Origin of the sequence: Streptomyces sp. (assembly GCF_036524955.1) — a bacterium.
Lineage (GTDB): Bacteria > Actinomycetota > Actinomycetes > Streptomycetales > Streptomycetaceae > Actinacidiphila.
In genome coordinates, this window is sequence record NZ_DATDBG010000251.1 from 1 (window position 1) to 25,204 (window position 25,204).

Consider the following 25,204-nt stretch of genomic DNA (forward strand, 5'->3'; position numbering starts at 1 on the left):
CTGGTACGCGGCGCCATCGGCGCCGTGGTGCTGGTCGACACGAGGCGGCTGGCGGACTGCTTCCCCGCCGTCGACTACTTCGAGAACAGCGGTCTGCCGTTCGTGATCGCCCTCAACGGCTTCGACGGCCACCAGCCGTACGGCCCCGAGGAGGTCCGCGAGGCGCTCCAGATCGGCCCGGAGGCACCCATCATCACCACCGACGCCCGCCACCGCGCGGAGGCGAAAAGCGCGCTGATCACGCTGGTCGAGCACGCGCTGATGGCCCGGATGCGCTGAGCGTCGCCCGCGACGGCCTCGGGCCCCACCGCGCACGCGGTGGGGCCCGAGGTCATGGGCAAGGGGGTCTCAGCCCTGCCAGGAGTGCGGGGCGCGGAAGCCCCGGGCGCGCTCCAGGCGACGCCAGCCGGCGGTGGACCGGGTCTGCAGGGTGCTCATGCCGTGGGCCGGATCGGTGGCGGCCCGCGCCAGCAGGATCGCGGTGATCGCGGCCACTTCCTCGGCGTCGGCGTGGCCCTTCTCGACACGGACGAATGAGGCTACGGACTCGGTGGAGGTCGTCACAGTGGTCTCCAAAGGTGTTACTGGGGCGGGTTGCCGTGCTTGCGGGACGGCAGGTCCGCGTGCTTGGTCCGGAGCATCGCCAGCGAGTTGATCAGCACCTCGCGGGTCTCCACCGGGTCGATGACGTCGTCCACGAGGCCGCGTTCGGCCGCGTAGTACGGGTGCATCAGCTCGGCCTTGTACTCCTTGACCACGCGGGCCCGGGTGGCGTCGGGATCGTCGGCTTCGGCGATCTGCCGGCGGAAGATGACATTGGCGGCCCCTTCGGCGCCCATGACAGCGATCTCGTTGGTGGGCCAGGCGAAGGTGAGGTCCGCGCCGATGGACTGGCTGTCCATGACGATGTACGCACCCCCGTACGCCTTGCGCAGGATCAGCGAGATCCGTGGCACGGTCGCGTTGCAGTACGCGTACAGCAGCTTCGCGCCGTGCCGGATGATGCCGCCGTGCTCCTGGGAGACGCCGGGCAGGAAGCCCGGCACGTCCAGCAGCGTGATCAGCGGAATATTGAAAGCATCGCACATCTGGACGAAGCGGGCCGCCTTCTCCGAGGCCTCGATGTCCAGTACGCCGGCCATCGAGGCGGGCTGGTTGGCGATGATGCCGACCACCTGGCCGTCCAGCCGGGACAGCGCACAGATGATGTTGGTGGCCCAGCGCTCGTGGATCTCCAGGTACTCGCCCTCGTCGACGATCTCCTCGATCACCTTGTGCATGTCGTAGGAGCGGTTGCCGTCGGCGGGCACCAGGTCGAGCAGGATCTCGCCGCGCCGGTCGGCCGGGTCGTGGCACTCCACGGCCGGCGGGTTCTCCCGGTTGTTCTGCGGGAGCAGCGACAGCAGGTAGCGCACTTCCTCGAGGCAGCTCTGTTCGTCGTCGTAGGCGAAGTGCGAGACGCCGGAGACGGCGGAGTGGACGTCTGCGCCGCCCAGACCGTTCTGGCTGATCTCCTCGCCGGTCACCGCCTGCACGACATCGGGCCCGGTGATGAACATCTGCGAGGTCTCGCGCACCATGAACACGAAGTCCGTCAGCGCCGGGGAGTACGCCGCCCCGCCCGCGCACGGGCCGAGCATCACGCTGATCTGCGGGATGACGCCGGAGGCGCGGGTGTTGCGCTGGAAGATGCCCCCGTAGCCGGCGAGCGCCGAGACGCCCTCCTGGATCCGGGCGCCGGCGCCGTCGTTGAGGGAGACCAGGGGGGCGCCGGCCGAGATGGCCATGTCCATGATCTTGTGGATCTTCGCGGCGTGCGCCTCACCGAGCGCGCCGCCGAAGATCCGGAAGTCGTGGGCGTAGACGAAGACCGTACGACCGTGGACGGTTCCCCAGCCCGTGATGACGCCGTCGGTGTACGGGCGCTTCATTTCCAGCCCGAACCCGCTGGCCCGATGCCGCCGCAATGACTCCACCTCATTGAAGGAGCCGTCGTCCAGCAGCAGGTCGATCCGCTCGCGCGCGGTGAGCTTCCCCTTGGCCTTCTGAGCCGCGGTCGCCTTCTCGCTCGGTCCGCGCCGGACCTCCGCGCGGATGGCGTGGAGCTCCGCAACGCGCCCTCGGGCGTCGTTCGCCTCGACGGGCACCTCTTGCGATGTGGTCATGTACCGACATTACGAGCGAGCGCTCAGGAACGGAGCAGAGACTTTGTACAGTGTCCGTCCGCTCTTGATGGTGGGTCCCCACAGAACCGCAAGTGAACGGGGCTGCGCACGTCGTCGGCGAAGCCCCGCTCTTTGTCCGTTTTGCGCATTTCGGTGATCAGAGGGCGTTCCGCGGACGGTCAGCGTCCGGCGACTGCCGCTGCCAGCGCAAGCACCCGGCGGGCCTCCTCCACATGAAGGCTCTCGATCATCCTGCCATCCACCGTGACCACACCGCGCCCCTGTGACGTGGCCTCTTCGAAGGCTTCGATGATCCGGCGGGACCGTTCGACCTCGGCTTCGGCAGGCGCGAAGATCCGGTTGCACGGTTCGATCTGCCTGGGGTGGATCAGCGTCTTGCCGTCGAAGCCGAGTTGCCGCCCTTGGAGGGTCTCCGCCTCAAAGCCGGACAGATCATTCACGTCGTTGTGGACACCGTCCAAAATGACCTTGCCGGTGGCGCGGGCCGCCAGAAGAGCGAGGGAGAGTCCGGTGAGCAGTGGGGCCCGGCCCGGCACGTGCTCGGCGTGCAGCTCCTTCGCGAGGTCGTTGGTCCCCATCACCAGAACCGTCAGCCGGTCGGACGCCGCCGCGATGGCACGAGCCTCGAACATCGCGACGGGGGTCTCGATCATCGCCCAGATGGCCGTACGATCCGGGGCACCGGCGGCCTCCAGGGCGGCCTCCACCATTTTCACCGTGTCCGGTTGCTCCACCTTGGGGACGACTACTGCATCCGGGCCGGCTTCGGCCGCCGCTGTGAGGTCGTCCGCGTGCCACGGGGTACCGGGTGCGTTCACCCGGATCGTCACCTCGCGGTGGCCGTACTCACCGCTCGCCGCGGCGGCGGCCACCCGTTCGCGGGCCTCGTCCTTGGCGTCGGGTGCGACGGAGTCCTCCAGGTCGAGGATCAGCGCGTCGGTGGGCAGCGTCCTGGCCTTCTCCAGGGCGCGTGCGTTGGCGCCGGGCATGTAGAGCACCGAGCGGCGGGGCCGCAGGTCCTGGCCGGTCATCGCACGCCCCCGTTCCCGGACTTGACGCCCTTCTCCGCGGCGGCGTACGCCTCGGCCAGCTCCGGGTCGCGGGCGGCCAGCGCGTCGGCCAGTTCCGCCACCACCCGGCACTGCTTGTACGTGGCGTCGTCCTGCATCCTGCCGTCGATCATCACCGCGCCCGTGCCGTCGCCCATCGCCTCGATCACCCGCCGCGCCCAGGCGACGTCCTGCGGATCGGGCGAGAACACCCGCTTGGCGATGGCGATCTGCACCGGGTGGAGCGACCACGCGCCCACGCACCCCAGGAGGAAGGCGTTACGGAACTGGTCCTCGCACGCCGTCACGTCCGTGATGTCCCCGAACGGCCCGTAGTACGGCAGGATGCCGTGCGCGGCGCAGGCGTCGACCATGCGGGCGATCGTGTAGTGCCACAGGTCCTGCTGGTACGTGGCCCGGGGCGCGTCTCCACGCGGGTCCTCGCGGACGAGGTAGCCGGGGTGGCCGCCGCCGACCCTGGTGGTCTTCATCCGGCGGCTGGCGGCCAGGTCCGCAGGGCCGAGCGAGATGCCCTGCATCCGGGGACTGGCCCCGGCGATCTCCTCGACGCATCCGACGCCGGTGGCGGTCTCCAGGATGGCGTGGACGAGGATCGGCCGGCCGATCCCCGCCTTCGCCTCGAGCTGCGCCAGCAGCCGGTCCACGTAGTGGATGTCCTGCGCTCCCTCCACCTTCGGCACCATGATGACGTCGAGTTTGTCGCCCACCTCGGTGACGAGCGTGACCAGGTCGTCCAGCACCCACGGCGAGTCCAGGCTGTTCACCCGGGTCCACAGCTGCGTGGCGCCGAAGTCGGTGGCCCGGGCGACGCGCACCAGTCCGGCGCGCGCGGCCTCCTTGCGGTCCGCCGGGACCGCGTCCTCCAGATTGCCCAGCAACACGTCCACCTGCGGCGCCAGCGCGGGCACCTTGGCGGCCATCTTCTCGTTGCCGGGGTCGAAGAAGTGGATCATCCGCGAGGGCCGGAACGGCACTTCTCGCACGGGGGCCGGTGCCCCCACAGCCAGCGGACGGAAGAAGTCCTTCGCCGAGCGCATACGATCTCCCGGTTGTCGGTCGAGGGTGAGGGAGCCTTGCTGAGCCTGCCGAGACGTGCGATACGGCGCTCACCCTAAGACCGCGGGCGACGCCGGGTTACCCGTCAGTACGTGTGCTGTTGGTCACCGATGGCCACCGCATCTTCATATCCGGTTCGTTCTCCATGTTCCGGGACCCGTCGTTCGTGTCCACCACGGTGAAACCGTGCCGCTGGTAGAACGCCCGCGCGCCGGTGTTCTTCCGGAACACGAACAGCGAGAGCCCGTCCGGGCAGTGCGCCTTCGCCGCCGCGAGCAGCGACGTCCCGATCCCGCGCCGCCGCTCCTCGGACAGCAGGTAGAGCGCGTCCAGCGTGCCGTCCGCCACCGCCGCGTAGCCCACCACCCGCCCGCCCCGCTCGGCCACCCACACCGCGGCCCGGGGCAGCACCAGATCGCGCACCCACGCCTCCACCTCGGCGTCCGTCCGCCTGCTCGGTGGCAGGTACGGCATCGTCACCTCGCGGGACCGCGTGTGCACCCGCGCGATGGCGGCGGCGTCCGCGGGCCCGGCCGCGCGTACCACGGTCTCTTCGACGGCATCGGTCACCGGGGCACCCTACAGTCCGCGGGTGTCGCGGGGTTCGGCGCCGGGCTTCTGGTCCGGGGGCAGCCGGATTCGATGGCGGTACGTCAGGGCGGCGGCCAGGTCGGAGAAGTTGTCGTCCCGGCACTCCTTCACCGTGCGCCTGAGACCCCCGCCAGGACGCCTTCCGGGAGGCCGCGGCCGGCGACCGGTAGTCGCTCACGTCTGACGCCCGACCGTCCGCCCGGCGCCGAAACGGGCGGAAGGCCCGCCCCCGGGGGGGCGGGCCTTCCTGTTCAGCGATGGCTGGTGGGTTCAGCAGCCGCCGCAGTTGTAGTAGAGGACGTCCCAGTGGTTGCCCTCGTCCGCGTAGATGTTGCCGGAGCCGGAGCGCCACTGAGGGGCACCGTCACCGCGCAGGCCGATGTACGTGAAGTTCCCCTTGATGTAGTTCCCGACGCAGGTGTACTTGCTGTAGTCCAGCTTGTAGCCGTTCCAGTGCGAGTACGTGCCGCTGGCGTGGCCGGTCTCGGTGCCGCCGGTGATGTTCAGCGCGCAGCCGCTGGCGTTCTTGAGGGTGACGGCGCCCTGGGCGGTGGCGAGGTTGAGCTGCTCGAACGAGGTACACGTCGAGTTGTAGCGGTTGCTGCAGTTGCCGGAGGACGACCAGGTGATGCCGGCACTGCTGAACATGGACGTCGCCTGGGCGTGGCTGATCTTGGTGACGGCGTGGGCGTCCGTGGTCGAGGCAATGCCGACCCCGGGAGCGAAGATCGCCGTCAGGATCAGCGCGAAAGCGCTGATCAGCGTACGGACGCGCGGTCGCAAGGCCGCGCCGAGAGTGGAGCTCATCCGAATTCCTCCTGCTGTTGCCGCTGGGAGTGGGGATGTGCAGGTGGCGCACGAGGAGTGTGCCCGAGCTCTACGCGCGTCCGCCAGAGTCCAGGTAGTGATTTCCCTGACTGTCCACCGTCAAAACCAGGGTGACAGGTCGGGCATGTGAAGCGCGGCCGCCCGCGGGTCCCGGTCACGGCGGACGCGGCCGGGACCCGGAACGGTGACCGGGGGGAGCGGCTACTCCTGCGGCTCCAGGCCCGCGCGGAGCAGGCCGTAGGCGTACGCGTCGTCAAGGGCCTGCCAGGAGGCGGCGATCACGTTGTCGGCGACGCCGACCGTGGACCATTCGGCGCGGCCGTCCGTGGTGGTGATCAGGACACGGGTGGTGGAGTCGGTGCCGTAACGCCCTTCGAGTATCCGCACCTTGTAGTCGGAGAGGGCGAAGGAGGCGAGCTGGGGGTAGATGCGTTCGAGGGCGACCCGCAGGGCACGGTCGAGGGCGTTGACCGGGCCGTTGCCCTCGGCGGTGGCGACGATGCGCTCGCCCTTCGCCCAGAGCTTGACGGTGGCCTCGTTGGCGTGGCTGCCGTCGGGGCGGTCCTCGGTGATCGCCCGCCAGGATTCGGTGCGGAAGAAACGGCACGGACGGCCGGTGCGTTGACGCCGGAGTTCATCGCGCAGCAGCAGCGCGAAGGACGCGTCGGCGGCCTCGTACGTGTAGCCCTTGAGCTCGCGTTCCTTGACGCGCTCCACGACCCGGCCGACCAGTTCGCGGTCGTCGCCGAGGTCGATGCCGAGCTCCCGGCCCTTGAGCTCGATGGAGGCGCGGCCGGCCATGTCGGAGACGAGCATCCGCATGGTGTTGCCCACGAGTTCGGGGTCGATGTGCTGGTAGAGGTCGGGGTCCACCTTGATCGCGGAGGCGTGCAGCCCGGCCTTGTGCGCGAAGGCGGAGACGCCGACGTACGGCTGGTGGGTGGAGGGCGGCAGGTTGACGACCTCGGCGATGGCGTGCGAGATGCGGGTCATCTCGCGCAGCGCGCCCTCGGGCAGGACGTGGCGGCCGTGCTTGAGTTCCAGGGCCGCGACCACCGGGAAGAGGTTGGAGTTGCCGACCCGCTCCCCGTAGCCGTTGGCCGTGCACTGGACGTGGGTGGCGCCGGCGTCCACCGCGGCGAGGGTGTTGGCGACGGCGCACCCGGTGTCATCCTGCGCGTGGATGCCGAGCCGGGCGCCGGTGTCGGCGAGCACCTGCCCGGTGGCCGCCTGGATCTGCGCGGGCAGCATGCCGCCGTTGGTGTCGCAGAGTACGACGACGGACGCGCCAGCCTCGTGGGCGGTACGGACCACCCGCGTCGCGTACGCGGCGTTGGCCCGGTAACCGTCGAAGAAGTGCTCGCAGTCCACGAAGACGCGGCGGCCCTCGGCGCACAGGTAGGAGACGGTGTCCCGGATCATCTCCAGGTTCTCCTCCAACGTCGTGCGCAACGCCAGCTCCACGTGGCGGTCGTGCGCCTTGGCGACCACCGTGATCACCGGCGCGCCGGACTCCAGCAGCGCCTTGAGCTGCGGGTCGTCGGCGGCGCTGGAGTCGGGACGGCGGGTGGCGCCGAACGCGACCAGCGTGGCGTGCTTCAGTTCGAGCTCGGTGGCGGCACGGGCGAAGAACTCGGTGTCGCGGGGGTTGGCGCCGGGCCAGCCGCCCTCGATGAAACCCACCCCGAAGTCGTCCAGGTGCCGGGCGATCGTCAGCTTGTCGGCGACGGTGAGGTTGATCCCCTCACGCTGGGCGCCGTCGCGCAGCGTGGTGTCGAAGACGTGGAAGCGATCGTCGGGTTCGGCGGTCATCTGTGTAGCTCCTGTCGGGTGAGAGTGGGTTTCCCTGCGAGCGCCCCTGGGGCGTACCCGGAGGTTCCGACTCCACTTGCCCCCATCTTCCCTCGTGCCGCCCCGCTCCCGGCGCGGGTGAGCCGGAAGCGGTCCGCCTCCGGCGCGGATGAGCCGGAAACGAAAAAACCTCTCGCGGATGCGAGAGGTCTGCACGCGGGTCTTGAGGCACGGTGACGTTCCACTGGGGTCAGGAGAACGGTCACTGCGGACCGGCGTGCCTGCTGCCAATAATCATCGGGGCGAGCCAGAACACGGCCGCATTCTTGCACACGGAGTGGCTCCGCCGGAAAACGTCTCACGATGCGGGCCGCTGCGGGGGGCGGTCGGCCGGGAGTGCCCGTCAGCGCGGGGAACTGCGCGGAGGGCGGTTCGCGGGGCCCGCGCCGCCCTGGGACGGCGCGGGCGCCGGGGCGCCACCCCGGCTCCGCAGGGGGCGCGGGGAACTGCGCGACCGGCCCCACCGGCCGGCACCCCGGGAACGGCCGGGACGATCTCGGCGGGTCCCGGTCCGCCCGGGACCGGCACCGCCGTCGTGGCTGGGAAGGCACGGTTCCCCGCGTCCCCGCGGCGTACTACGCACCCAGCGGGTGCATCCAGCCGTGGGTGTCCGGGGCGCGCCCCGTCTGGATGTCCAGGAGCGCCGCACGCAAGCGCATCGTGACCTCGCCGGGCTCCCCGTTCGCGACGAGCCAGTCCGCCCGCGTGGCTTTGACCGCGCCGACCGGTGTGATCACCGCGGCCGTGCCGCAGGCGAAGACCTCCGTGAGGGAGCCGTCCTCGTTGCCCCGCCGCCAGTCGTCCACGCTGATACGGCCCTCGGCCACCTCGTAGCCGAGGTCGGCGGCGATGCCGAGGAGGGAGTCGCGGGTGATGCCGGGCAGCAGGGAGCCCGACAGCTCGGGGGTGACGATGCGCCGCGGGGCGCCCGCGGACCCGTCCCCGTACACGAAGTACAGGTTCATGCCGCCCATCTCCTCGATCCAGCGGCGCTCGATCGCGTCCAGCCAGACCACCTGGTCGCAGCCGTGCTCGATGGCCTGGGCCTGGGCGATCAGGGAGGCGGCGTAGTTGCCGCCGGTCTTGGCCGCACCGGTGCCGCCGGGCGCCGCGCGCACGTACTCCTCGGAGAGCCAGACCGAGACGGGCTTGACGCCGCCGCGGAAGTACGCGCCGGAGGGGGAGGCGATGACCAGGAAGAGGTACTCGTCGGCCGGGCGGACGCCGAGCCCGACCTCCGTGGCGAACATGAAGGGGCGCAGGTAGAGCGAGGCCTCGCCCTCGGTCGGCACCCACGCGCGGTCCTGCCTGACCAGCGCGTCGCACGCCTCGATGAACGTCTCCACCGGCAGCTCGGGCATCGCCATCCGGCGCGCGGAGTCCTGGAAGCGCCGGGCGTTGGCCTCCGGCCGGAAGGTGGCCACCGTGCCGTCGGGCTGGTGGTACGCCTTGAGGCCCTCGAAGATCGTCTGCGCGTAGTGCAGCGTCATGTTGGCCGGGTCGATGGAGAGCAGCGCGTACGGAACGAGCTGCGCGTCGTGCCAGCCGCGGCCCTCGGTCCACTTGACGGTCACCATGTGGTCGGTGAAGTGGCGGCCGAAGCCGGGGTTGGCCAGGATCGCCCGCCGCTCGGTGTCGGACAGCGGGTGCGCGGAAGGCTTGAGCTCGATCGTGGGCGTCGTCATGTCTGTGTCCTTCACCGTTTCGCCGTCGCCGGCTCCGAACCGTGCCGGAGTGCTCGGACGTCCGAGTTTCCCGTCATACCGCGGCCCCGCGCTCTGATTATCGCAGCGGCGGGGCCGGGTGGGTGCTTTGGTGTGTTCTGCCGGGGTGCGGCGTGTACGCGTGGTGCCGCCCGGTTCAGGCGGACACGCGGGCGGCGAGCGCGTCGCCGATCGCCACCGTGGACCGCACCGGCAGCGAGGCCCGCTCCGCGAGGTCCGCCTGTACGGCCGCGTCGATCCTGGCGGCCTCGGCGTCGTACCCGAGATGCCGGAGCATCAGTGCCACGGAGAGCACGGTCGCGGTCGGGTCGGCCTTGGACCGGCCCGCGATGTCCGGGGCGGAGCCGTGCACCGGCTCGAACATGGACGGGAAGGCGCCGGAGGGGTTGATGTTGCCGCTCGCGGCGACGCCGATACCGCCGGAGACGGCCGCGGCGAGGTCGGTGATGATGTCGCCGAAGAGGTTGTCGGTGACGATCACGTCGAACCGCTCGGGCTGTGTGACGAGGAAGATCGTCGCCGCGTCCACGTGCAGATAGTCGGTGCTGACGTCGGGGAATTCCTTGCCGACCGTCTCGAAGATCCGGGTCCACAGGTGGCCGGCGTGCACCAGCACGTTGTTCTTGTGGACGAGGGTGAGCTTCTTGCGCGGGCGGGCCTGGGCACGGGCGTAGGCGTCGCGTACGACGCGCTCGATGCCGTAGGCGGTGTTGAGGCTGACCTCGGTGGCGACCTCGTGCTCGGTGCCGGTCCTGATGGAGCCGCCGTTGCCGGTGTACGGGCCTTCGGTGCCTTCCCGGACCACGATGAAGTCGATCTCCGGGCTCCCCTTGAGCGGGGTGGCGACGCCGGGGAGCAGCTTGCTGGGCCGCAGGTTCACATGGTGGTCGAAGGCGAACCGCAGTTTGAGCAGGAAGCCGCGCTCCAGCACGCCGGACGGCACCGACGGGTCGCCGATGGCGCCGAGCAGGATCGCGTCGTGCGCCTTCAACTGCTCCAGGTCGTCGTCGGTGAGGGTCTGGCCGGTCGCGTGGTAGCGCTTCGCGCCGAAGTCGTACGTCCGGGTCTCCAGCTTGGCGCTCTGCGGGAGGGCCGCGGCGAGGACTTTGAGGCCCTCGGCGACGACTTCCTGGCCGATTCCGTCGCCGGGGATCACTGCGAGGTTGAGGGTGCGGGACATAGGGGGACCCTACTCCGGGGTCCCACTGTGTGACACGCCTGTCCGCATCGTGGTCCGGTGGGGCTACCGGGACTCGTGACCCGTGCGGCCACCGTTGTCGCGGCGGTCCAAAGAGCGCTGGAGGGCGCGGAGGGCGTTCTGGCGGGCGGTCTCGTCCATGGTGATCAACTCCGGGGGATCCGGGAAGGAAGGGGGTCGCCACGGAACGGGGCGGAGGGCCGGCGCGGCAGGGGTGGGGCCCGCACGGTTCCGCCGCTCGCTGGATGGAGCGAGACGTTCGGCTCCTTCAACGCTAGGACAGCAGGGCTGTCCTGTCTCCACAATTACTCGGACTTCCTACTATTTGAGACAGACCTTCACCCGCGCGAGCCGCGGGCCCGCGTGGGGACGCCCCCGCCGCCGGAGGGGGGCCGGTGGCGGGGGCGGTCGGTGGCGGCCCCGGAAGGGGCACACGGTTCAACCCTGGTGCGGGTAGCGGTACTCGGTGGGCGGGACCAGGGTTTCCTTGATCGACCGGGTGGAGGTCCACCGCATGAGGTTCTGCGCGGCGCCGGCCTTGTCGTTGGTCCCCGAGGCCCGGCCGCCGCCGAACGGCTGCTGGCCGACGACGGCGCCGGTGGACTTGTCGTTGATGTAGAAGTTGCCCGCGGCGAAGCGCAGTTTCTCCATCACGTGGGCCGCGGCGGCGCGGTCCTGGGCGATGACCGAGCCGGTCAGCGCGTACGCGGCCACCGATTCCATCTGCGCCAGCATCGTGTCGAACTCGGCGTCCTCGTAGACGTACACGCCCAGCACCGGGCCGAAGAACTCCTCGCGGAAGATCTCGTGGTCGGGGTCGGTGGAGACCAGCACGGTGGGGCGGACGAACCAGCCGACCGAGTCGTCGTAGGTGCCGCCGGCCACGATCTCGACGGTCGGGTCGGCCTTGGCGCGGTCGATCGCGGCCTTGTTCTTGGCGAAGGCGCGCTCGTCGATGAGGGCGCCGGCGAAGTTGGACAGGTCGGTGACGTCACCCATGGTGAGGCCGTCCACCTCGGCGGCGAACTCCTCCTTGAAGCCGCTCTCCCACACCGAGCGCGGGATGTAGGCGCGGGAGGAGGCCGAGCACTTCTGGCCCTGGTACTCGAACGAGCCGCGGGTCAGCGCGGTCTTGAGCACCGCCGGGTCGGCGGAGGGGTGCGCGACCACGAAGTCCTTGCCGCCGGTCTCGCCGACGATCCGCGGGTACGACCGGTAGGCCGCGATGTTCTCGCCGACCGTGCGCCACAGGTACTGGAAGGTCCGGGTGGACCCGGTGAAGTGGATGCCCGCCAGGTCGCGGTGGGCGAGGGCGGCTTCGGAGACCGCGATGCCGTCGCCGGTGACCAGGTTGACCACGCCGTCCGGCAGTCCGGCCTCGCGCAGCAGTCGCATCAGCAGCACGGCGGAGTGGGTCTGCGCCGGGGACGGCTTCCAGACCACGACGTTGCCCATCAGCGCCGGGGCGGTGGGGAGGTTGCCCGCGATGGCGGTGAAGTTGAACGGCGTGATCGCGTAGACGAAGCCCTCCAGCGGGCGGTGGTCGAGGCGGTTCCACACGCCGGGGGCGTTGGTGACCGGCTGCTCGGCGAGGATCTGCCGGGCGTAGTGGACGTTGAACCGCCAGAAGTCGACCAGTTCGCAGGGGCTGTCGATCTCCGCCTGCTGCACGGTCTTGGACTGACCGAGCATGGTGGAGGCGGCCAGCGTCTCCCGCCAGGGGCCCGCCAGCAGCTCGGCGGCGCGCAGGAAGACCGCGGCGCGGTCGTCGAAGGCCATCGCGCGCCAGGCGGGGGCGGCGGCGAGCGCCGCGTCGATGGCGTCCCGCGCGTCCTGGGTGGTGGCGTTGGCGTACGAGCCCAGGCGGGCGCCGTGGTTGTGCGGCTGTACGACGTCGAAACGCTCGCCGCCGCCCATGCGCTGCTCGCCGCCGATGAACATCGGCAGGTCGACCGGGTTGCCGGCCAGCTCCTTGAGCTTCGTTTCCAGCCGGGCGCGTTCCGGACTGCCCGGCGCGTAGGTGTGCACCGGCTCGTTGACCGGTACGGGGACCTGGGTCACAGCGTCCATGAAGGGTGTCTCCTTGTGGGGAAGGGTGGGCGGCGGGCTGCGGGGCGGCAGTGTCAGCGGCCCGGGCCGAACGAGCGGAGGAAGAAGGCGAGGTTCGCCGGGCGCTCCGCGAGGCGGCGCATGAAGTACCCGTACCAGTCTGCGCCGTAGGGCACGTAGACGCGCATGCGCATGCCCTCGTCCGCGAGGCGGCGCTGCTCGGCGGTGCGGACGCCGTAGAGCATCTGGAACTCGTAGGTGTCCGGCGCGCGGCGGTGCCGGGCGGCCAGGTTCTGCGCGATCGCGATCATGCGCGGGTCGTGGGTGCCGACCATCGGGTACCCGTCGCCCGCGAAGAGGACGCGCAGCGCCCGTACGTACGCCCGGTCCACCTCCCGCCGGTCCTGGAAGGCGACCCGCGCGGGTTCCTGGTAGGCGCCCTTGACCAGCCGCACCCGGGAGCCCGCGACGGCCAGCGCACGGGCGTCGTCCTCGGTGCGGAAGAGGTACGACTGGAGGACCGCGCCTGTCCGCGGGTGGTCGCGGCGCAGCTCGTGGAGGACGGCCAGCGTGGAGTCGGCGGTGGTGTGGTCCTCCATGTCGAGGGTGACGGTGGTGCCGACGGCGGTGGCCAGCGCGGCGACCTCGCGGACTCCGGCCAGCGCGATGTCGTGGCCGTCGCCGGGAAGCGACTGGCCGAAGGCGGAGAGTTTGACCGACACCTCGGCGCGGTCGCCCAGGCCCTCGTCGCGCAGGGCTTCCAGCAGGCGGAGGTAGGCGTCGCGGGTGGCGTGCGCGGTGGCCCGGTCGGTGACGCCCTCGCCGAGGTGGTCGAGGGTGACGTCCAGGCCCCGCGCGGTGAGCGCGCGAACGGTGTCCAGCGCGGGGCGCAGCTCGTCGCCGGCGACGAAGCGGTTCACGACGGGGCGGGTGAGCGGAGCGGCGGCGACGACGCGGCGCATACGATCGCTGCGCGAGGCGGCGAGCAACACGGGACCGAGCACGGGGCTCCTCCTGGCGGGGCGAACGGTGTCCGTGACCGTGAATCTAGGATTCGCCTACCCGTTGAACCATCGACACCTGTCACGCATCGGGTGCGGGTCCCTCATACAGATGTATGAGGGAGAATGGGGGTGTGGTTGGTGAGTACGGTGAGTACGGTGATTTCCAGGACCTGGTGGACGAGGTGTCGGCGCTGCTCGGCGCCCCCGCGACGCTGGAGGACCGGGATTTCCGGCTGATCGCGTTCGGGGTGCACGACAGCGACGACGACGCGGCGATGGACCCGGTACGGACCAGATCCATCCTCACCCGCCGCTCCACCGCCGAGGTCCGGGCCTGGTTCGAGCGGTACGGGATCGCGCGCGCGACCGGTCCGGTCCGTATCCCGGCCGCCCCGGACGCGGGCATCCGCCGCGGCCGGCTCTGCCTCCCGGTGCGCCACGGCGGCGTCGTCCACGGCTACGTCTGGCTCCTCGACGAGGCCGAGCACTCCCCCGCCCAGCTCGGCGCGGCGATGTCCGTGGCCCACCGCATCGGCGAACGTCTCGCCGCGATGTCCCGCACGGGGAGCGAAGCGGGCGCAGCCCTGCGGTCGATGCTCACCGCCGCCACCAGGGCCGACCGGGACACGGCCGAGGACCGGCTGCGGGCGGCCCTGGGCCCGGACGCGGACGAGCCGCACGCGATGGTGTGCGTACGGCCTCCGGCCGGGAACACGGTGCGCACCGCGGGCGGCGGGTACGCGCCCGCGACCGGCCACGACGGCCGGCGTACGGCCGACCCGGGGTACGGCGCGGGTGCGCGCCCCGCCCACCCTCCGGCAGGCGACCTGCCGACCGGCCCGTACGGCACGGCATCCCCGTACGGCACGGCGTCCCCGTACAGCGTGGCATCCCCGCACGCCGGCGCGGGTGGCGTAGCGGCGGGCGGTCCGGCGTACGACGGCGTGGCCGGTGGTCGCGGCGAGCTGCCCGGGCCGCGGGCGATCCCGTCGGCAGCCGCGCTGGTGTGGGTGCCCGGGCGGGGGTCGAAGGGCGAGGTGGCGGCCCTGCTGGTGCGGCTGCGGTCGGCGCATGTGCTGGCCGGGGCACGGACGGCGGCGGCGCGGCTGCTGGATCAGCTCGGCGTGCCGGAGGCGGTCGCCGGGGTCAGCGGTGGCCGGACGTCGCTGGCGGAGCTGCCGGCGGCCTGGCGGGAGGCGGTGGACGCCGCGCGGGCCGCCCACGCGCAGCCGCTGCTCGGTCCCATCGCGAAGTGGTCGAGCCTGGGCCCGTACCGCCTGCTGACCGCGCTCCCCGCCCGCGTCCCGCCGGACCCCGCGGTCGCACCGCTCCTCACCCCGGCCCACCGCGACCTCGCCCACACCGCCGAGGTCTTCCTCGACCACGCCGGCCAGGCGGGGCGCACCGCCACCGCCCTCGCCATCCACCGGCAGACCCTCTACTACCGCCTGTCCCGCATCGAACAGCTCACCGGCCTCGACCTCTCCGACGGCGAATCACGCCTCCTGCTCCACATGGCGCTCAAAGCGGCCCGGCTGTGACGTTTCCGCCGTGACAGCAAGGCGCCGCCCCCCGTCGACGAGGGCGGCGCCTGGTGGTGACATGCCTGCGGGTCAGTCCGTCAGGTCGACCGCGCGGGCGGAACTCGCACCGATCTCGGAAGCGATGTCGGTGAGGACGCCGGCCGGGATCGTGGAGTCGACGGTGAGGGCGACCAGGGCCTCGCCCCCGGCCGCGGCCCGGGCGACCTGCATGCCGGCGATGTTGACGTCGACCTCACCGAGGATGCGGCCGATGGTGCCGACGACGCCGGGACGGTCGGTGTACGTCAGGAAGACCATGTGGTCGGCGAGGACGAGGTCCACGTCGTGGTCGCCGATGCCGACGATCTTCTGGATGTCCTTGGGGCCGGCCAGGGTGCCGGATACCGCGACCTCACTGCCGTCGGCGAGGGTGCCGCGGACGGTGACCAGGTTGCGGTGGTTGGGCGACTCGGAGCTGGTGGTGAGGCGGACCTCGACCCCGCGCTCCTGGGCGAACAGCGGCGCGTTGACGTAGGAGACGGTCTCCGCGACGACGTCCTCGAAGACGCCTTTCAGAGCGCTGAGTTCGAGGATCTTCACGTCGTGCTGGGTGATCTCGCCGCAGACCTCGACGTCGAGGCGGGCGGCGACCTCACCGGCCAGCGCGGTGAAGATGCGGCCGAGCTTCTCGGCGAGCGGCAGGCCCGGCTTGACGTCCTCGGCGATGACACCGCCCTGGACGTTGACCGCGTCCGGCACCAGCTCGCCGGCGAGCGCGAGCCGGACCGACTTGGCGACCGCGATGCCCGCCTTCTCCTGCGCCTCGTCGGTGGAGGCGCCCAGGTGCGGGGTGGCCACCACGTTGTCGAACTGGAACAGCGGCGAGTCGGTGCAGGGCTCCTTGGCGTATACGTCCAGGCCCGCGCCGGCCACCCGGCCCTCCTTGAGCGCGGAGGCCAGCGCCTCCTCGTCCACGATCCCGCCGCGCGCCGCGTTGACGATCCGCACCGACGGCTTGACCTTGTGCAGCGCCTCGTTGCCGATCAGCCCGATGGTCTCCGGCGTCTTGGGCAGGTGCACGGTGATGAAGTCGGAGGTCTCCAGCAGCTCGTCCAGGGTGAGCAGCTTGACGCCCATCTGCGCGGCCCGCGCGGGCTGCACGTAGGGGTCGTACGCGACGATCTTCATGCCGAAGCCCGACATGCGCTGGGCGACCAGGACGCCGATCCGGCCGAGGCCGACCACCCCGAGGGTCTTCTCGCTGAGCTCCACACCGGTGTACTTGTTCCGCTTCCACTCGCCGTTCTTCAGCGCCGCGTTGGCCGGGGCGATGTTGCGGGCGGTGGCGACGAGCAGGCCGCAGGCCAGTTCGGCGGCGGTGACGATGTTGGAGGTCGGCGCGTTGACGACCATCACGCCCGCCTTGGTGGCGGCGGACACGTCGACGTTGTCCAGGCCGACGCCGGCGCGGGCGACGACCCGGAGCTTGACGGCCGCCGCGATGGCCTCCGCGTCCACCTTGGTGGCGCTGCGGATCAGGATGGCGTCGGCGTGCGGAATCGCGGACAGCAGGTCGGCTCGGTCCGCTCCGTTGCAGTGCCGGATCTCGAAGTCCGGTCCGAGCGCGTCCACCGTGGCCGGCGACAGCTCTTCTGCGATGAGTACGACAGGCTTCTGGCTCACGTGGTCCTCACTTGTCCTTCGTGGGCGGCCGGGTCCCGTACGGCCGCTCCAGCGAGGCGGGGATGGCATGCCGCGTGGAAGACGCACGACGCTGTGAGCCTGACGCGCTTGTTAAGGCAGTGTATCGGCGGTCTGAACCGGGGCCTTCTACGAAATGGAAGGATCACCCGGAGGGGTTGCGTCGCTGCGTACAAAGCCCCCCGTGCGCAGCAGCCGGGGGCGTTGTACGAAACGACAGGCGCGCGAGGCGGGAAGCGCCGCGCCGGGGCTTACGCCTCCTCGTCCACCCAGCTCATCAGCTTGCGCAGCTTCTTGCCGGTGGTCTCCAGCACGTGGTTCTCGTCTGCCTTCTTGTACTCGTTGTACTTCGGCAGGCCCGCGTTGTACTCGGCGATCCAGTTGTTGGCGAAGGTGCCGTCCTGGATCTCCCCGAGGACCTTCTTCATCTCGGCCTTCGTCTGCTCGGTGATGATGCGGGGGCCGGTGATGTAGTCGCCCCACTCGGCGGTCTCGGAGACCGACCAGCGCATCTTCTCCAGGCCGCCCTCGTACATCAGGTCCACGATGAGCTTGAGCTCGTGCATGCACTCGAAGTACGCGATCTCCGGCTGGTACCCGGCCTCGACCAGGGTCTCGAACCCGGCCTTGACCAGGGCGGAGGTGCCGCCGCACAGCACCGCCTGCTCGCCGAAGAGGTCGGTCTCGGTCTCCTCGGTGAACGTGGTCTTGATGACGCCGGCCCGGGTGCCGCCGATGCCCTTGGCGTACGACAGTGCGAGCGCGAAGCCCTTGCCGGTGGCGTCCTGCTCCACCGCCGCGATGCAGGGCACGCCGCGGCCCTCCTCGTACTGCCGGCGCACCAGGTGGCCGGGGCCCTTGGGGGCGACCATGCAGACGTCGACACCCGCGGGCGGCTTGATGAAGCCGTAGCGGATGTTCAGGCCGTGGCCGAAGAAGAGCGCGTCGCCGTCCTTGAGGTGGTCCTTGACGGACTCCTCGTAGACGCGGGCCTGGATCGGGTCCGGCACCAGGATCATGATGACGTCGGCCTCGGTGGCGGCCTCGGCGACGCTCACCACGCGCAGGCCCTGCTCCTCGGCCTGGGCCCTGGACTTCGAGCCCTCGTGCAGGCCGACTCGGACGTCGACGCCCGAGTCACGCAGCGACAGCGCGTGGGCGTGGCCCTGGCTGCCGTAGCCGATGACCGCGACCTTGCGGCCCTGGATGATGGACAGGTCTGCGTCGTCGTCGTAGAACAGCTCGGCCACTTCGGGTCTCTCCTTGGATCGGGTTGTACGGTCCACCGTACGGCGGTGGGACGGGGGTGGGTTTCGGGGTCTCGCTATGCGGATCGGTCCAGCGCGCGCAGCGAGCGGTCGGTGATCGAGCGGGCGCCGCGGCCGATGGCGATGGTGCCGGACTGGACCAGCTCCTTGATCCCGAACGGCTCCAGCACCTTGAGCATGGCGTCCAGCTTGTCGGCGCCGCCGGTGGCCTCGATGGTGACCGCCTCCGGGGAGACGTCCACCGTCTTGGCGCGGAAGAGCTGGACGATCTCGATGATCTGGGACCGGGTCTCGTTGTCGGCACGCACCTTCACCAGAACGAGTTCCCGCGCGACCGCCGCCGACGGATCGAGTTCGACGATCTTCAGCACGTTGACGAGCTTGTTGAGCTGCTTGGTGACCTGTTCCAGCGGCAGCTCGTCGATGACGTTGACGACGATGGTGATGCGGGAGATCTCCGGGTGTTCGGTGGTGCCGACGGCGAGCGAGTCGATGTTGAAGCCGCGGCGGGAGAACAGGGCGGTGATCCGGGCCAGGACGCCCGGCTTGTTCTCCACCAGGACGGAGAGCGTGTGCTTGGACATGTGCGCTTTTCCTTAACTCTCGCTGCTGACTCTCGCTTCAGGCGGGTCAGTCGTCCAGTCCGTCGCCGAAGTCCGGGCGGACGTCGCGGGCGGCCATGATCTCGTCGTTGGAGGTGCCGGCCGCGACCATCGGCCACACCATGGCGTCCTCGTGGACGATGAAGTCGACCACGACCGGGCGGTCGTTGATGGAGTTCGCCTTGGCGATGACCGCGTCCAGGTCGTCCGGGGACTCGCAGCGCAGACCGACGCAGCCCATCGCCTCGGAGAGCTTCACGAAGTCCGGGACGCGGGTGCCGCGGTTGTGGACCGAGCCGACGCCGCGGGTGGAGCCGGGGACGGTCTCGGCACCGTCGTGCAGCACGGTGTTGGAGAACCGCTCGCCGTAGAAGAGGTTCTGCCACTGGCGGACCATGCCCAGGGCGCCGTTGTTGATGATGGCGATCTTGATCGGGATGTTGTTCAGCGCGCAGGTGACCAGTTCCTGGTTGGTCATCTGGAAGCAGCCGTCGCCGTCGATCGCCCAGACGGTGGCGTCCGGGCGGCCGGCCTTGGCACCCATCGCCGCGGGGACCGCGTAGCCCATGGTGCCGGCGCCCCCGGAGTTGAACCAGGTGCCGGGCTTCTCGTACTTGATGAACTGCGCGGCCCACATCTGGTGCTGGCCGACGCCGGCCGCGTACAGGGTGTTCTCCGGGGCGAGCTGTCCGATCCGCTCGATGACCTGCTGCGGGGAGAGGCTGCCGTCGGCGGGCAGTTCGTAGCCGAGCGGGTAGGTCTTGCGCCAGGAGTCGATCTGCCCCCACCACTCGGTGTAGTCGCCGCGGTGGCCGGCCTCGTGGTCGGCCTGGACGGCGACGATCAGGTCGGCCAGCACCTCGCGGGCGTCGCCGACGATCGGCACGTCGGCGGTGCGGTTCTTGGAGATCTCGGCCGGGTCGATGTCGGCGTGCACGATCTTGGCGTGCGGCGCGAAGGTGTCCAGGCGGCCGGTGACGCGGTCGTCGAAGCGGGCGCCGAGCGCGATGATCAGATCGGCGCGCTGGAGGGCGGTGACCGCGGCGACGTCGCCGTGCATGCCGGGCATGCCGACGTGCTGCGGGTGGCTGTCGGGGAACGAGCCGAGCGCCATCAAGGTGGTGGTGACCGGGGCGCCGGTCAGCTCGGCGAGTATGCGCAGTTCGGTGGTGGCGCCGGCCTTCATCACCCCGCCGCCGACGTACAGCACCGGGCGCCTGGCCTCGTTGACCAGCCGGGCCGCCTCGCGGATCTGCTTGGCGTGCGGCTTGGTCACCGGGCGGTAGCCGGGCAGGTCCTGCTGCGGCGGCCAGAAGAAGGTGGTCTCGTTCTGCAGCGCGTCCTTGGCGATGTCGACCAGCACCGGGCCGGGGCGGCCGGTGGCGGCGATGTGGAACGCCTCGGCGATGGTGCGCGGGATGTCGGCCGCGTTGGTGACCAGGAAGTTGTGCTTGGTGATCGGCATGGTGATGCCGCAGATGTCCGCCTCCTGGAAGGCGTCGGTGCCGATGGACTTCGAGGCGACCTGGCCGGTGATGGCGACGATCGGCACCGAGTCCATGTGGGCGTCGGCGATCGGCGTCACCAGGTTGGTCGCGCCGGGGCCCGAGGTCGCCATGCACACACCGACCTTGCCGGTGGCCTGGGCGTAGCCGGTGGCGGCGTGGCCCGCGCCCTGCTCGTGCCGGACCAGGATGTGGCGGACCTTGGTGGAGTCCATCAGGGGGTCGTACGCCGGCAGGATGGCGCCACCGGGAATGCCGAACACCGTGTCGGCTCCGACGGCCTCAAGGGAGCGGATGAGGGACTGCGCGCCCGTCATCCGCTCGGCGGGGGCGGCGGGTGCCGCGCCGCGGGTCCGCGGCTGCGGGTGGTGGTGCCCGGTGGCCTGCTCGGTCATCTGCGTTCTCTTCTCTCGAAGATGAGGGTACTGAGGGTGCTGTGCGGTATGGGGCAATCGTCCCGGGCCCGGCCTGAGCGCCGGGCAACAAAAAACCCCTCGTGCCGGGAGGCAAGCGAGGGGAGCGCGCCGGTTGGGTGCCGGGGGCACCTCCCAGGCCGAAGGCTCTGGGGGAGGTGGGAACCTCGGTCAGCCGACGCGCCGTCCAAGTACGAGAATTCGGGTGCGCATGGTGTTGACCTTCCTCCGCTGTGGCCGGAAGTGTCAAGCCGGTGGGACAGGCGTCTCAGCATTCGAACGCCGGGCGGGGTGCGGCGCGGCCCCCGATGTGACCTGTTCACGCGGCGTTTCCCGCGGTACGGGATAGTCGCCGCGGTTCAGCGCGCCACGGAGCCGGTGCTCGTCCAGCGGGCCGGAGAATGCCATGCCCTGGCCCTGGACACAGCCCATCTCGCGCAGCGCCTGCACCTGCTCGGGGCGGTCCACGCCGTCGGCCACGGTGTGCGCCCCCAGGTCGGCGGCGATCCCCAGCAGACCGCGGGTGATCTTGTGCAGCCGGGCTGACTCCACCACGCCCTCGGTGAAGGAGCGGTCGATCCGGACGACGTCGACGGGGAGGCCGCGCAGGGCGCCGAGCGCGCCGTAACCGGCGCCGAAGCCGCCCAGGGCGATCCGCACCCCGAGGCGGCGCAGCGCGGTCAGGCGGCGCTCCAGTTCACCGCCGGCGATCCGCGGGTCACCGGCGGGCAGCTCCAGGATGAGGGCGCCGGGGGGCAGGTCGTGGCGGTCGAGCAGGGTCTCGACGGTGCTCGGGGGGAGGTCCCGGTGCAGCAGTCGGCGGGCGGAGAGCCGGACGGTGACGGGGATACGGTGGCCCGCGTCGTACCGGAGCGCCGCCTGCTCGACGGCCTGCTCCAGCAGCCACCGCCCCAGTTCTAAGCTCTGCTCGGTGTCCTCGGCGGAGGTCAGGAACTCGGCGGGTGCGGCCAGGCCGGCCCCGGACCGCAGCCGGGCCTGTGCCTCGACCGCGGTGATCCGCCCGCCGGACAACTCCACGACGGGCTGGTGGAGCAGGGCGAACTCGCCGTCGCGCGGCGCCCGGCCCAGCCGCCCGGCCACTTCGGTCCGGCGCACCACGTCGGCCTGCGGCTGCGGCACGTACACCTCCACGCGGCCCTTGCCGGCCTGCTTGGCCCGGTACATCGCCAGGTCCGCGTTGCGGAGCACCTCGCTGGGCGTGGCGCCGGGCTCGGCGAAGGCGATGCCGATGCTGGCACCGACCCGGACCTCGGCGCCGTCCACCCGGTAGGGCGCGGAGAGGGCGGCCCGCAGCCGGTCGGCGATCTCACGGATCCGGCGCTCGCGCGGGTCCCGGTCGGCGCCGGCGCCGGTACCGGTACCGATGACGAGGGCGGCGAACTCGTCGCCGCCCAGCCGCGCCGCCGTGTCCCCCGCCCGCAGGGCGTCCTGGAGCCTGCGGGCCGCCTGGACCAGCAGGTCGTCGCCGGCCTGGTGGCCGGCGCTGTCGTTGACCGCCTTGAAGCCGTCGAGGTCGAGATAGAGCACCGCTGCCCCGCCGTCCGCGGCTCGCTTGCCGCCGAGCACCTTGCCGACACGTTCGGTGAACAGCGCGCGGTTGGGCAGGTCGGTGAGCGGGTCGTGGGAGGCGTTGTGCTGGAGCTGGGCCTGGAGCCTGACCCGTTCGGTCACGTCGCGGCTGTTGAAGATCAGGCCGCCCTGATAGCGGTTGACGCTGGACTCGACGTACAGCCAGCCCTCCTGACCGTCGCGGGACTGCCCGTCGCGCGGCTGCCCGTCGCGGGCGTGGCCCGAGCGGATCCGGCACTCGATCCGGGTGGCGGGCTCCTCGCCGGGCGGCGCGGCCAGGAAACGGCGCACCTCGTGCACCACCCGGCCGAGGTCGTCCGGGTGGATGTGGGCGGCCAGTTCGGTGCCGACCAGTTCCTCCGGGTCACGGCCGTAGACGCCCTGCGCGGCGGGGCTGACGTACCGCAGGACCCCGCTGGGCGCGGCGATCATGATGACGTCGCTCGACCCCTGGACCAGGGACCGGAAGTGGTTCTCCTGCTGGGCGAGTTCCTGGGTGAGCGCGATGTTGTCCAGCAGCATGATGCCCTGCCGGACGACCAGGGCCAGCACGACCGTACAGCCGGTGAAGAGGACCACGCGGTCGCACTTCTGGCCGGTGATGACGTTGTACAGGATGCTGAGCGTGCACACGGCGGCGGCCAGGTACGGGGTGAGGGCGGTCAGTGAGCCGGTGACCTTGCGGGTGGCGGCTGTCGCCTTGCGCGACTGGCGCGACGAGAGGTGGCGGGCGCCGACCCAGGGCGCGTACGCCATCAGCATGCTGCCGGCGAACCAGCCCGCGTCGAGCACCTGCCCGGAGCGGTAGTGGGCGCGCAGCAGGGGCGAGGTGAACAGCGCGTCGCACAGCACGGTCAGCGCGAGGGCGGCGATGGCGGTGTCGACGGCGGCGCGGTTGGTGGCCGAGCGGCGGAAGTGCAGGGCGAGCACCATGCTCACCAGCACGATGTCCAGCAACGGATAGGCCAGCGACAGGGCGGTACGCGCGGTGCTCGGGCCGTCCCAGGCGGCGGTGCGGGCCAGCGCCAGGCTCCAGGACAAGGTGAGCAGCGAGCCGCCGACCAGCCAGGTGTCCAGCGCGAGGCAGACCCAGCCCGCCCTGGTGACCGGGCGCTTGGCGAGCACCAGCAGGCCGATGACGGCGGGCGGCGCGAACATCAGGAAGCAGAAGTCGGCGAGCGAGGTCTGCGGCACCGGGTGCCGGAGCACCACTTCGTACCAGCCCCAGATGGAGTTGCCGAGGGCGGTCATCGCGGAGGACGCGGCGAACAGCAGCCAGGCGGGGCGGTGGGGTCCGGCGGCCCGGCGGGCGTAGAACAGCGCCGAGACGGTGGCGGTGGCCGCGGCGCCCGCCAGTCCGAAGTCCCCCATGACCAGGGCCACTTCGGTGGAGCCCCAGCCGAGGGCGGCACCCGCGGTGTACGCGCCGCACAGCAGCGCGACCAGCAGCCGGGGCAGCAGGCCGGTCCTGCCGCCGCGGGCCGTCGGCGCCACCAGCACCGTTTCGGCGGCGGTCACCGGGGGGCCAGGTGTCGTCGGCGCGGCGCGCTGTCCGGCCGCGCGGTGGTGGTCAGGTGTGCGCCGTGCATCGCCCGTCGCCCCCCTTTGGTTGCTCGTCGTTCACATCGCCATGACCGCGTTGCTCACGGTTTCAGCGTGCCCCCCGGGACCGGACGATACACCAGATTCGTCACTCAGGGACAGGTGTTGTCTACCGAGCGTAACGAGATGAGGGGTGGTGGATACCGCGTGCAGTCACCCAGTGCCAAGCGGCGGCTCAGCTTGTCGCGACGACGTTGTCCAGCGGCTCACCCGCGGCGAACCGTACGAGCTGGGAGCGGACCAGTTTCCTGGCGCGCGGCGCGAACGCCGAGGTGCTGCCGCCCACATGCGGGCTGATCAGCACGCCCGGCGCGTGCCACAGCGGATGTCCCGGGGGCAGCGGTTCCGGGTCGGTGACATCGAGTGCCGCGGTCAGCCGGCCGGACTCGGTCTCGACCAGCAGCGCCTTGGTGTCCACCACCGGGCCGCGCGCCATGTTCACCAGCAGCGCGCCGTCCTTCATGGCGGCGAGGAAGGACGCGTCGGCCAGGCCCCGGGTCTGTTCGGTGAGCGGCGTGGTCAGGACCACGACATCGGCGTGCGGCAGGAGCGCGGGCAGCTCGTCGAAGGCGTGCACCGGGCCGCGCGCCACCGTACGCGCCCCCCGGGCCACCCGTACCACCTCGCACTCGAAGGGCGTCAGCCGGTCCTCCAGCGCGGCGCCGATCGCGCCGTAGCCGACGATCAGCACCCTGCGGTCGGCGAGCGCGGGGTAGAACCCGGCGTACCACTTCTCGTTGTCCTGGCCGCGGACGAAGCGCGGTATGCCGCGCAGGGAGGCGAGGATCAGCGTGACGGCGAGTTCCGCGGTGCTCGCCTCGTGCACCCCGCGGGCGTTGCACAGCCTTACGCCGGGCGGGAGTTGGTGCAGGTGGGGCGCGATGTGGTCCACGCCGGCGCTCAACGTCTGCACGACGCGCAGGGCGCGCATCCGCGGCAGGGGGAGTGCGCCGACAGCCGGGCCCTTCACGTACGGGACGACGTAGAAGACGGCGTCCGCGGGGTCCGCGGGGAAGTCCGGGCCGGTGCCGTCCCAGACGACGTACTCGAAGTCCTCGGGCAGTCCGCCGATCTCCTCGGGCGGTACGGACAGCCACACCTGCGGGCGCCGGCCCCGGGCGGTTTCGGTGCCGGCTTCGGCCGCGTCCGTTGCGGTTTCCGAGTCGGTCGCGGGTTCGGTGTCGGCAGCGGGTTCCGTGTCGGTGTCGGTGCGGGGTGCGTCGGTCATGTTCAGGAGGCTAGGGCACGGCCGGGGCGGATCGCTGGCCCGGGTTGACCGGGATCGGGCGCGGGCGCGGGCCGCGGTGTGGTGTGCTTGGCTGGACCTTGAGGGAGTCAGACGTGTTGCGAGGATCAGCCGTGAGCCGTGCCGCCGCCCCTGGCGGTGCCGCCCGAGCCGTCCGTACCGTCCGTGTCGCCCGGGCCGCGGCCCCCGCCGCCGCC

At 71.3% G+C, this 25,204-nt stretch carries 20 protein-coding genes; 2 read left to right on the top strand and 18 right to left on the bottom strand.

Features of this window, described 5'->3' with window-relative positions; genetic code table 11:
* Positions 1-279 (top strand): ATP/GTP-binding protein (locus VIW71_RS19980; protein ID WP_331623753.1); only part of this gene is annotated, 279 nt, incomplete at its 5' end.
* A 69-nt stretch (positions 280-348) separates the two neighbouring features.
* Here VIW71_RS19980 and VIW71_RS19985 read toward each other — a convergent pair.
* The 12 genes from VIW71_RS19985 to VIW71_RS20040 form a co-directional block, all read right to left on the bottom strand.
* Complete coding sequence (locus VIW71_RS19985; protein WP_331623754.1) at positions 349-564, bottom strand: acyl-CoA carboxylase subunit epsilon; 216 nt, start codon at positions 562-564, stop codon at positions 349-351.
* A gap of 17 nt (positions 565-581) precedes the next feature.
* Complete coding sequence (locus tag VIW71_RS19990; RefSeq protein WP_331623755.1) at positions 582-2,165, bottom strand: acyl-CoA carboxylase subunit beta; 1,584 nt, start codon at positions 2,163-2,165, stop codon at positions 582-584.
* A 179-nt stretch (positions 2,166-2,344) separates the two neighbouring features.
* On the bottom strand, positions 2,345-3,217 hold the full coding sequence (locus VIW71_RS19995; protein ID WP_331623756.1) for an HpcH/HpaI aldolase/citrate lyase family protein: 873 nt from the start codon (positions 3,215-3,217) through the stop codon (positions 2,345-2,347).
* The gene (locus tag VIW71_RS20000) at positions 3,214-4,293 is read right to left on the bottom strand and encodes an HpcH/HpaI aldolase/citrate lyase family protein (RefSeq protein ID WP_331623757.1); all 1,080 of its coding nucleotides are present in this window, start codon (positions 4,291-4,293) and stop codon (positions 3,214-3,216) included. Before VIW71_RS20000 ends, VIW71_RS19995 begins: the two co-directional genes overlap by 4 nt.
* Positions 4,294-4,390: 97 nt before the next feature.
* Positions 4,391-4,882 carry a GNAT family N-acetyltransferase gene (locus VIW71_RS20005; RefSeq protein ID WP_331623758.1) on the bottom strand — a complete coding sequence of 164 codons (492 nt, stop codon included), beginning with the start codon at positions 4,880-4,882 and terminating at the stop codon, positions 4,391-4,393.
* 9 nt (positions 4,883-4,891) lie between these two features.
* The gene (locus VIW71_RS20010) at positions 4,892-5,014 is read right to left on the bottom strand and encodes a hypothetical protein (RefSeq protein WP_331623759.1); all 123 of its coding nucleotides are present in this window, start codon (positions 5,012-5,014) and stop codon (positions 4,892-4,894) included.
* Between the two features lie 159 nt (positions 5,015-5,173).
* A complete protein-coding gene (locus tag VIW71_RS20015; protein WP_331623761.1) occupies positions 5,174-5,710 on the bottom strand; it encodes a hypothetical protein in 537 nt (178 codons plus the stop codon).
* Between the two features lie 222 nt (positions 5,711-5,932).
* Positions 5,933-7,543 carry a citramalate synthase gene (gene cimA, locus VIW71_RS20020; protein WP_331623762.1) on the bottom strand — a complete coding sequence of 537 codons (1,611 nt, stop codon included), beginning with the start codon at positions 7,541-7,543 and terminating at the stop codon, positions 5,933-5,935.
* A 614-nt stretch (positions 7,544-8,157) separates the two neighbouring features.
* Positions 8,158-9,267 (bottom strand): branched-chain amino acid aminotransferase, encoded by a 1,110-nt coding sequence (locus VIW71_RS20025; protein ID WP_331623763.1) that lies wholly within the window; start codon positions 9,265-9,267, stop codon positions 8,158-8,160.
* Between the two features lie 175 nt (positions 9,268-9,442).
* Entirely contained in the window at positions 9,443-10,486 is a 1,044-nt protein-coding gene (locus VIW71_RS20030; RefSeq protein ID WP_331623764.1) for a 3-isopropylmalate dehydrogenase, read from the bottom strand.
* A 456-nt stretch (positions 10,487-10,942) separates the two neighbouring features.
* Positions 10,943-12,574 (bottom strand): L-glutamate gamma-semialdehyde dehydrogenase, encoded by a 1,632-nt coding sequence (gene pruA, locus VIW71_RS20035; protein ID WP_331623766.1) that lies wholly within the window; start codon positions 12,572-12,574, stop codon positions 10,943-10,945.
* A gap of 53 nt (positions 12,575-12,627) precedes the next feature.
* Positions 12,628-13,557, bottom strand: coding sequence for a proline dehydrogenase family protein (locus VIW71_RS20040; protein WP_331623767.1), 930 nt, complete (start codon positions 13,555-13,557; stop codon positions 12,628-12,630).
* A gap of 131 nt (positions 13,558-13,688) precedes the next feature.
* Between VIW71_RS20040 and VIW71_RS20045 the strand changes: the two genes are divergently transcribed.
* On the top strand, positions 13,689-15,098 hold the full coding sequence (locus VIW71_RS20045) for a PucR family transcriptional regulator (protein WP_414720788.1): 1,410 nt from the start codon (positions 13,689-13,691) through the stop codon (positions 15,096-15,098).
* A 72-nt stretch (positions 15,099-15,170) separates the two neighbouring features.
* Here the strand turns inward: VIW71_RS20045 and serA are convergent, their stop codons facing one another.
* The 6 genes from serA to VIW71_RS20075 all read right to left on the bottom strand — a co-directional run bounded on the left by serA (position 15,171) and on the right by VIW71_RS20075 (position 24,860).
* A complete protein-coding gene (gene serA, locus VIW71_RS20050; protein WP_331623770.1) occupies positions 15,171-16,763 on the bottom strand; it encodes a phosphoglycerate dehydrogenase in 1,593 nt (530 codons plus the stop codon).
* Between the two features lie 269 nt (positions 16,764-17,032).
* Positions 17,033-18,031: a ketol-acid reductoisomerase gene (ilvC, locus tag VIW71_RS20055; RefSeq protein ID WP_331623771.1), complete on the bottom strand. Its 999-nt coding sequence runs from the start codon at positions 18,029-18,031 to the stop codon at positions 17,033-17,035.
* 74 nt (positions 18,032-18,105) lie between these two features.
* Entirely contained in the window at positions 18,106-18,633 is a 528-nt protein-coding gene (ilvN, locus tag VIW71_RS20060; protein WP_331623772.1) for an acetolactate synthase small subunit, read from the bottom strand.
* Positions 18,634-18,679: 46 nt separating this feature from the next.
* The gene (locus tag VIW71_RS20065; protein WP_331623774.1) at positions 18,680-20,551 is read right to left on the bottom strand and encodes an acetolactate synthase large subunit; all 1,872 of its coding nucleotides are present in this window, start codon (positions 20,549-20,551) and stop codon (positions 18,680-18,682) included.
* A gap of 264 nt (positions 20,552-20,815) precedes the next feature.
* Complete coding sequence (locus VIW71_RS20070) at positions 20,816-23,677, bottom strand: putative bifunctional diguanylate cyclase/phosphodiesterase (protein WP_331623775.1); 2,862 nt, start codon at positions 23,675-23,677, stop codon at positions 20,816-20,818.
* A gap of 259 nt (positions 23,678-23,936) precedes the next feature.
* Positions 23,937-24,860: a 2-hydroxyacid dehydrogenase gene (locus VIW71_RS20075; protein ID WP_331623777.1), complete on the bottom strand. Its 924-nt coding sequence runs from the start codon at positions 24,858-24,860 to the stop codon at positions 23,937-23,939.
* Between the last annotated feature and the right edge of the window lie 344 nt (positions 24,861-25,204).

Bases quoted from the DNA above. Each gene is read 5' to 3' on its own strand.
- VIW71_RS20015 (WP_331623761.1), bottom strand. From the start codon at position 5,710: ATGAGCTCCACTCTCGGCGCGGCCTTGCGACCGCGCGTCCGTACGCTG.
- pruA (WP_331623766.1), bottom strand. From the start codon at position 12,574: ATGGACGCTGTGACCCAGGTCCCCGTACCGGTCAACGAGCCGGTGCAC.
- VIW71_RS19990 (WP_331623755.1), bottom strand. From the start codon at position 2,165: ATGACCACATCGCAAGAGGTGCCCGTCGAGGCGAACGACGCCCGAGGG.
- cimA (WP_331623762.1), bottom strand. From the start codon at position 7,543: ATGACCGCCGAACCCGACGATCGCTTCCACGTCTTCGACACCACGCTG.
- VIW71_RS20030 (WP_331623764.1), bottom strand. From the start codon at position 10,486: ATGTCCCGCACCCTCAACCTCGCAGTGATCCCCGGCGACGGAATCGGC.
- VIW71_RS20065 (WP_331623774.1), bottom strand. From the start codon at position 20,551: ATGACCGAGCAGGCCACCGGGCACCACCACCCGCAGCCGCGGACCCGC.
- VIW71_RS19995 (WP_331623756.1), bottom strand. From the start codon at position 3,217: ATGACCGGCCAGGACCTGCGGCCCCGCCGCTCGGTGCTCTACATGCCC.
- VIW71_RS20000 (WP_331623757.1), bottom strand. From the start codon at position 4,293: ATGCGCTCGGCGAAGGACTTCTTCCGTCCGCTGGCTGTGGGGGCACCG.
- VIW71_RS20025 (WP_331623763.1), bottom strand. From the start codon at position 9,267: ATGACGACGCCCACGATCGAGCTCAAGCCTTCCGCGCACCCGCTGTCC.
- ilvN (WP_331623772.1), bottom strand. From the start codon at position 18,633: ATGTCCAAGCACACGCTCTCCGTCCTGGTGGAGAACAAGCCGGGCGTC.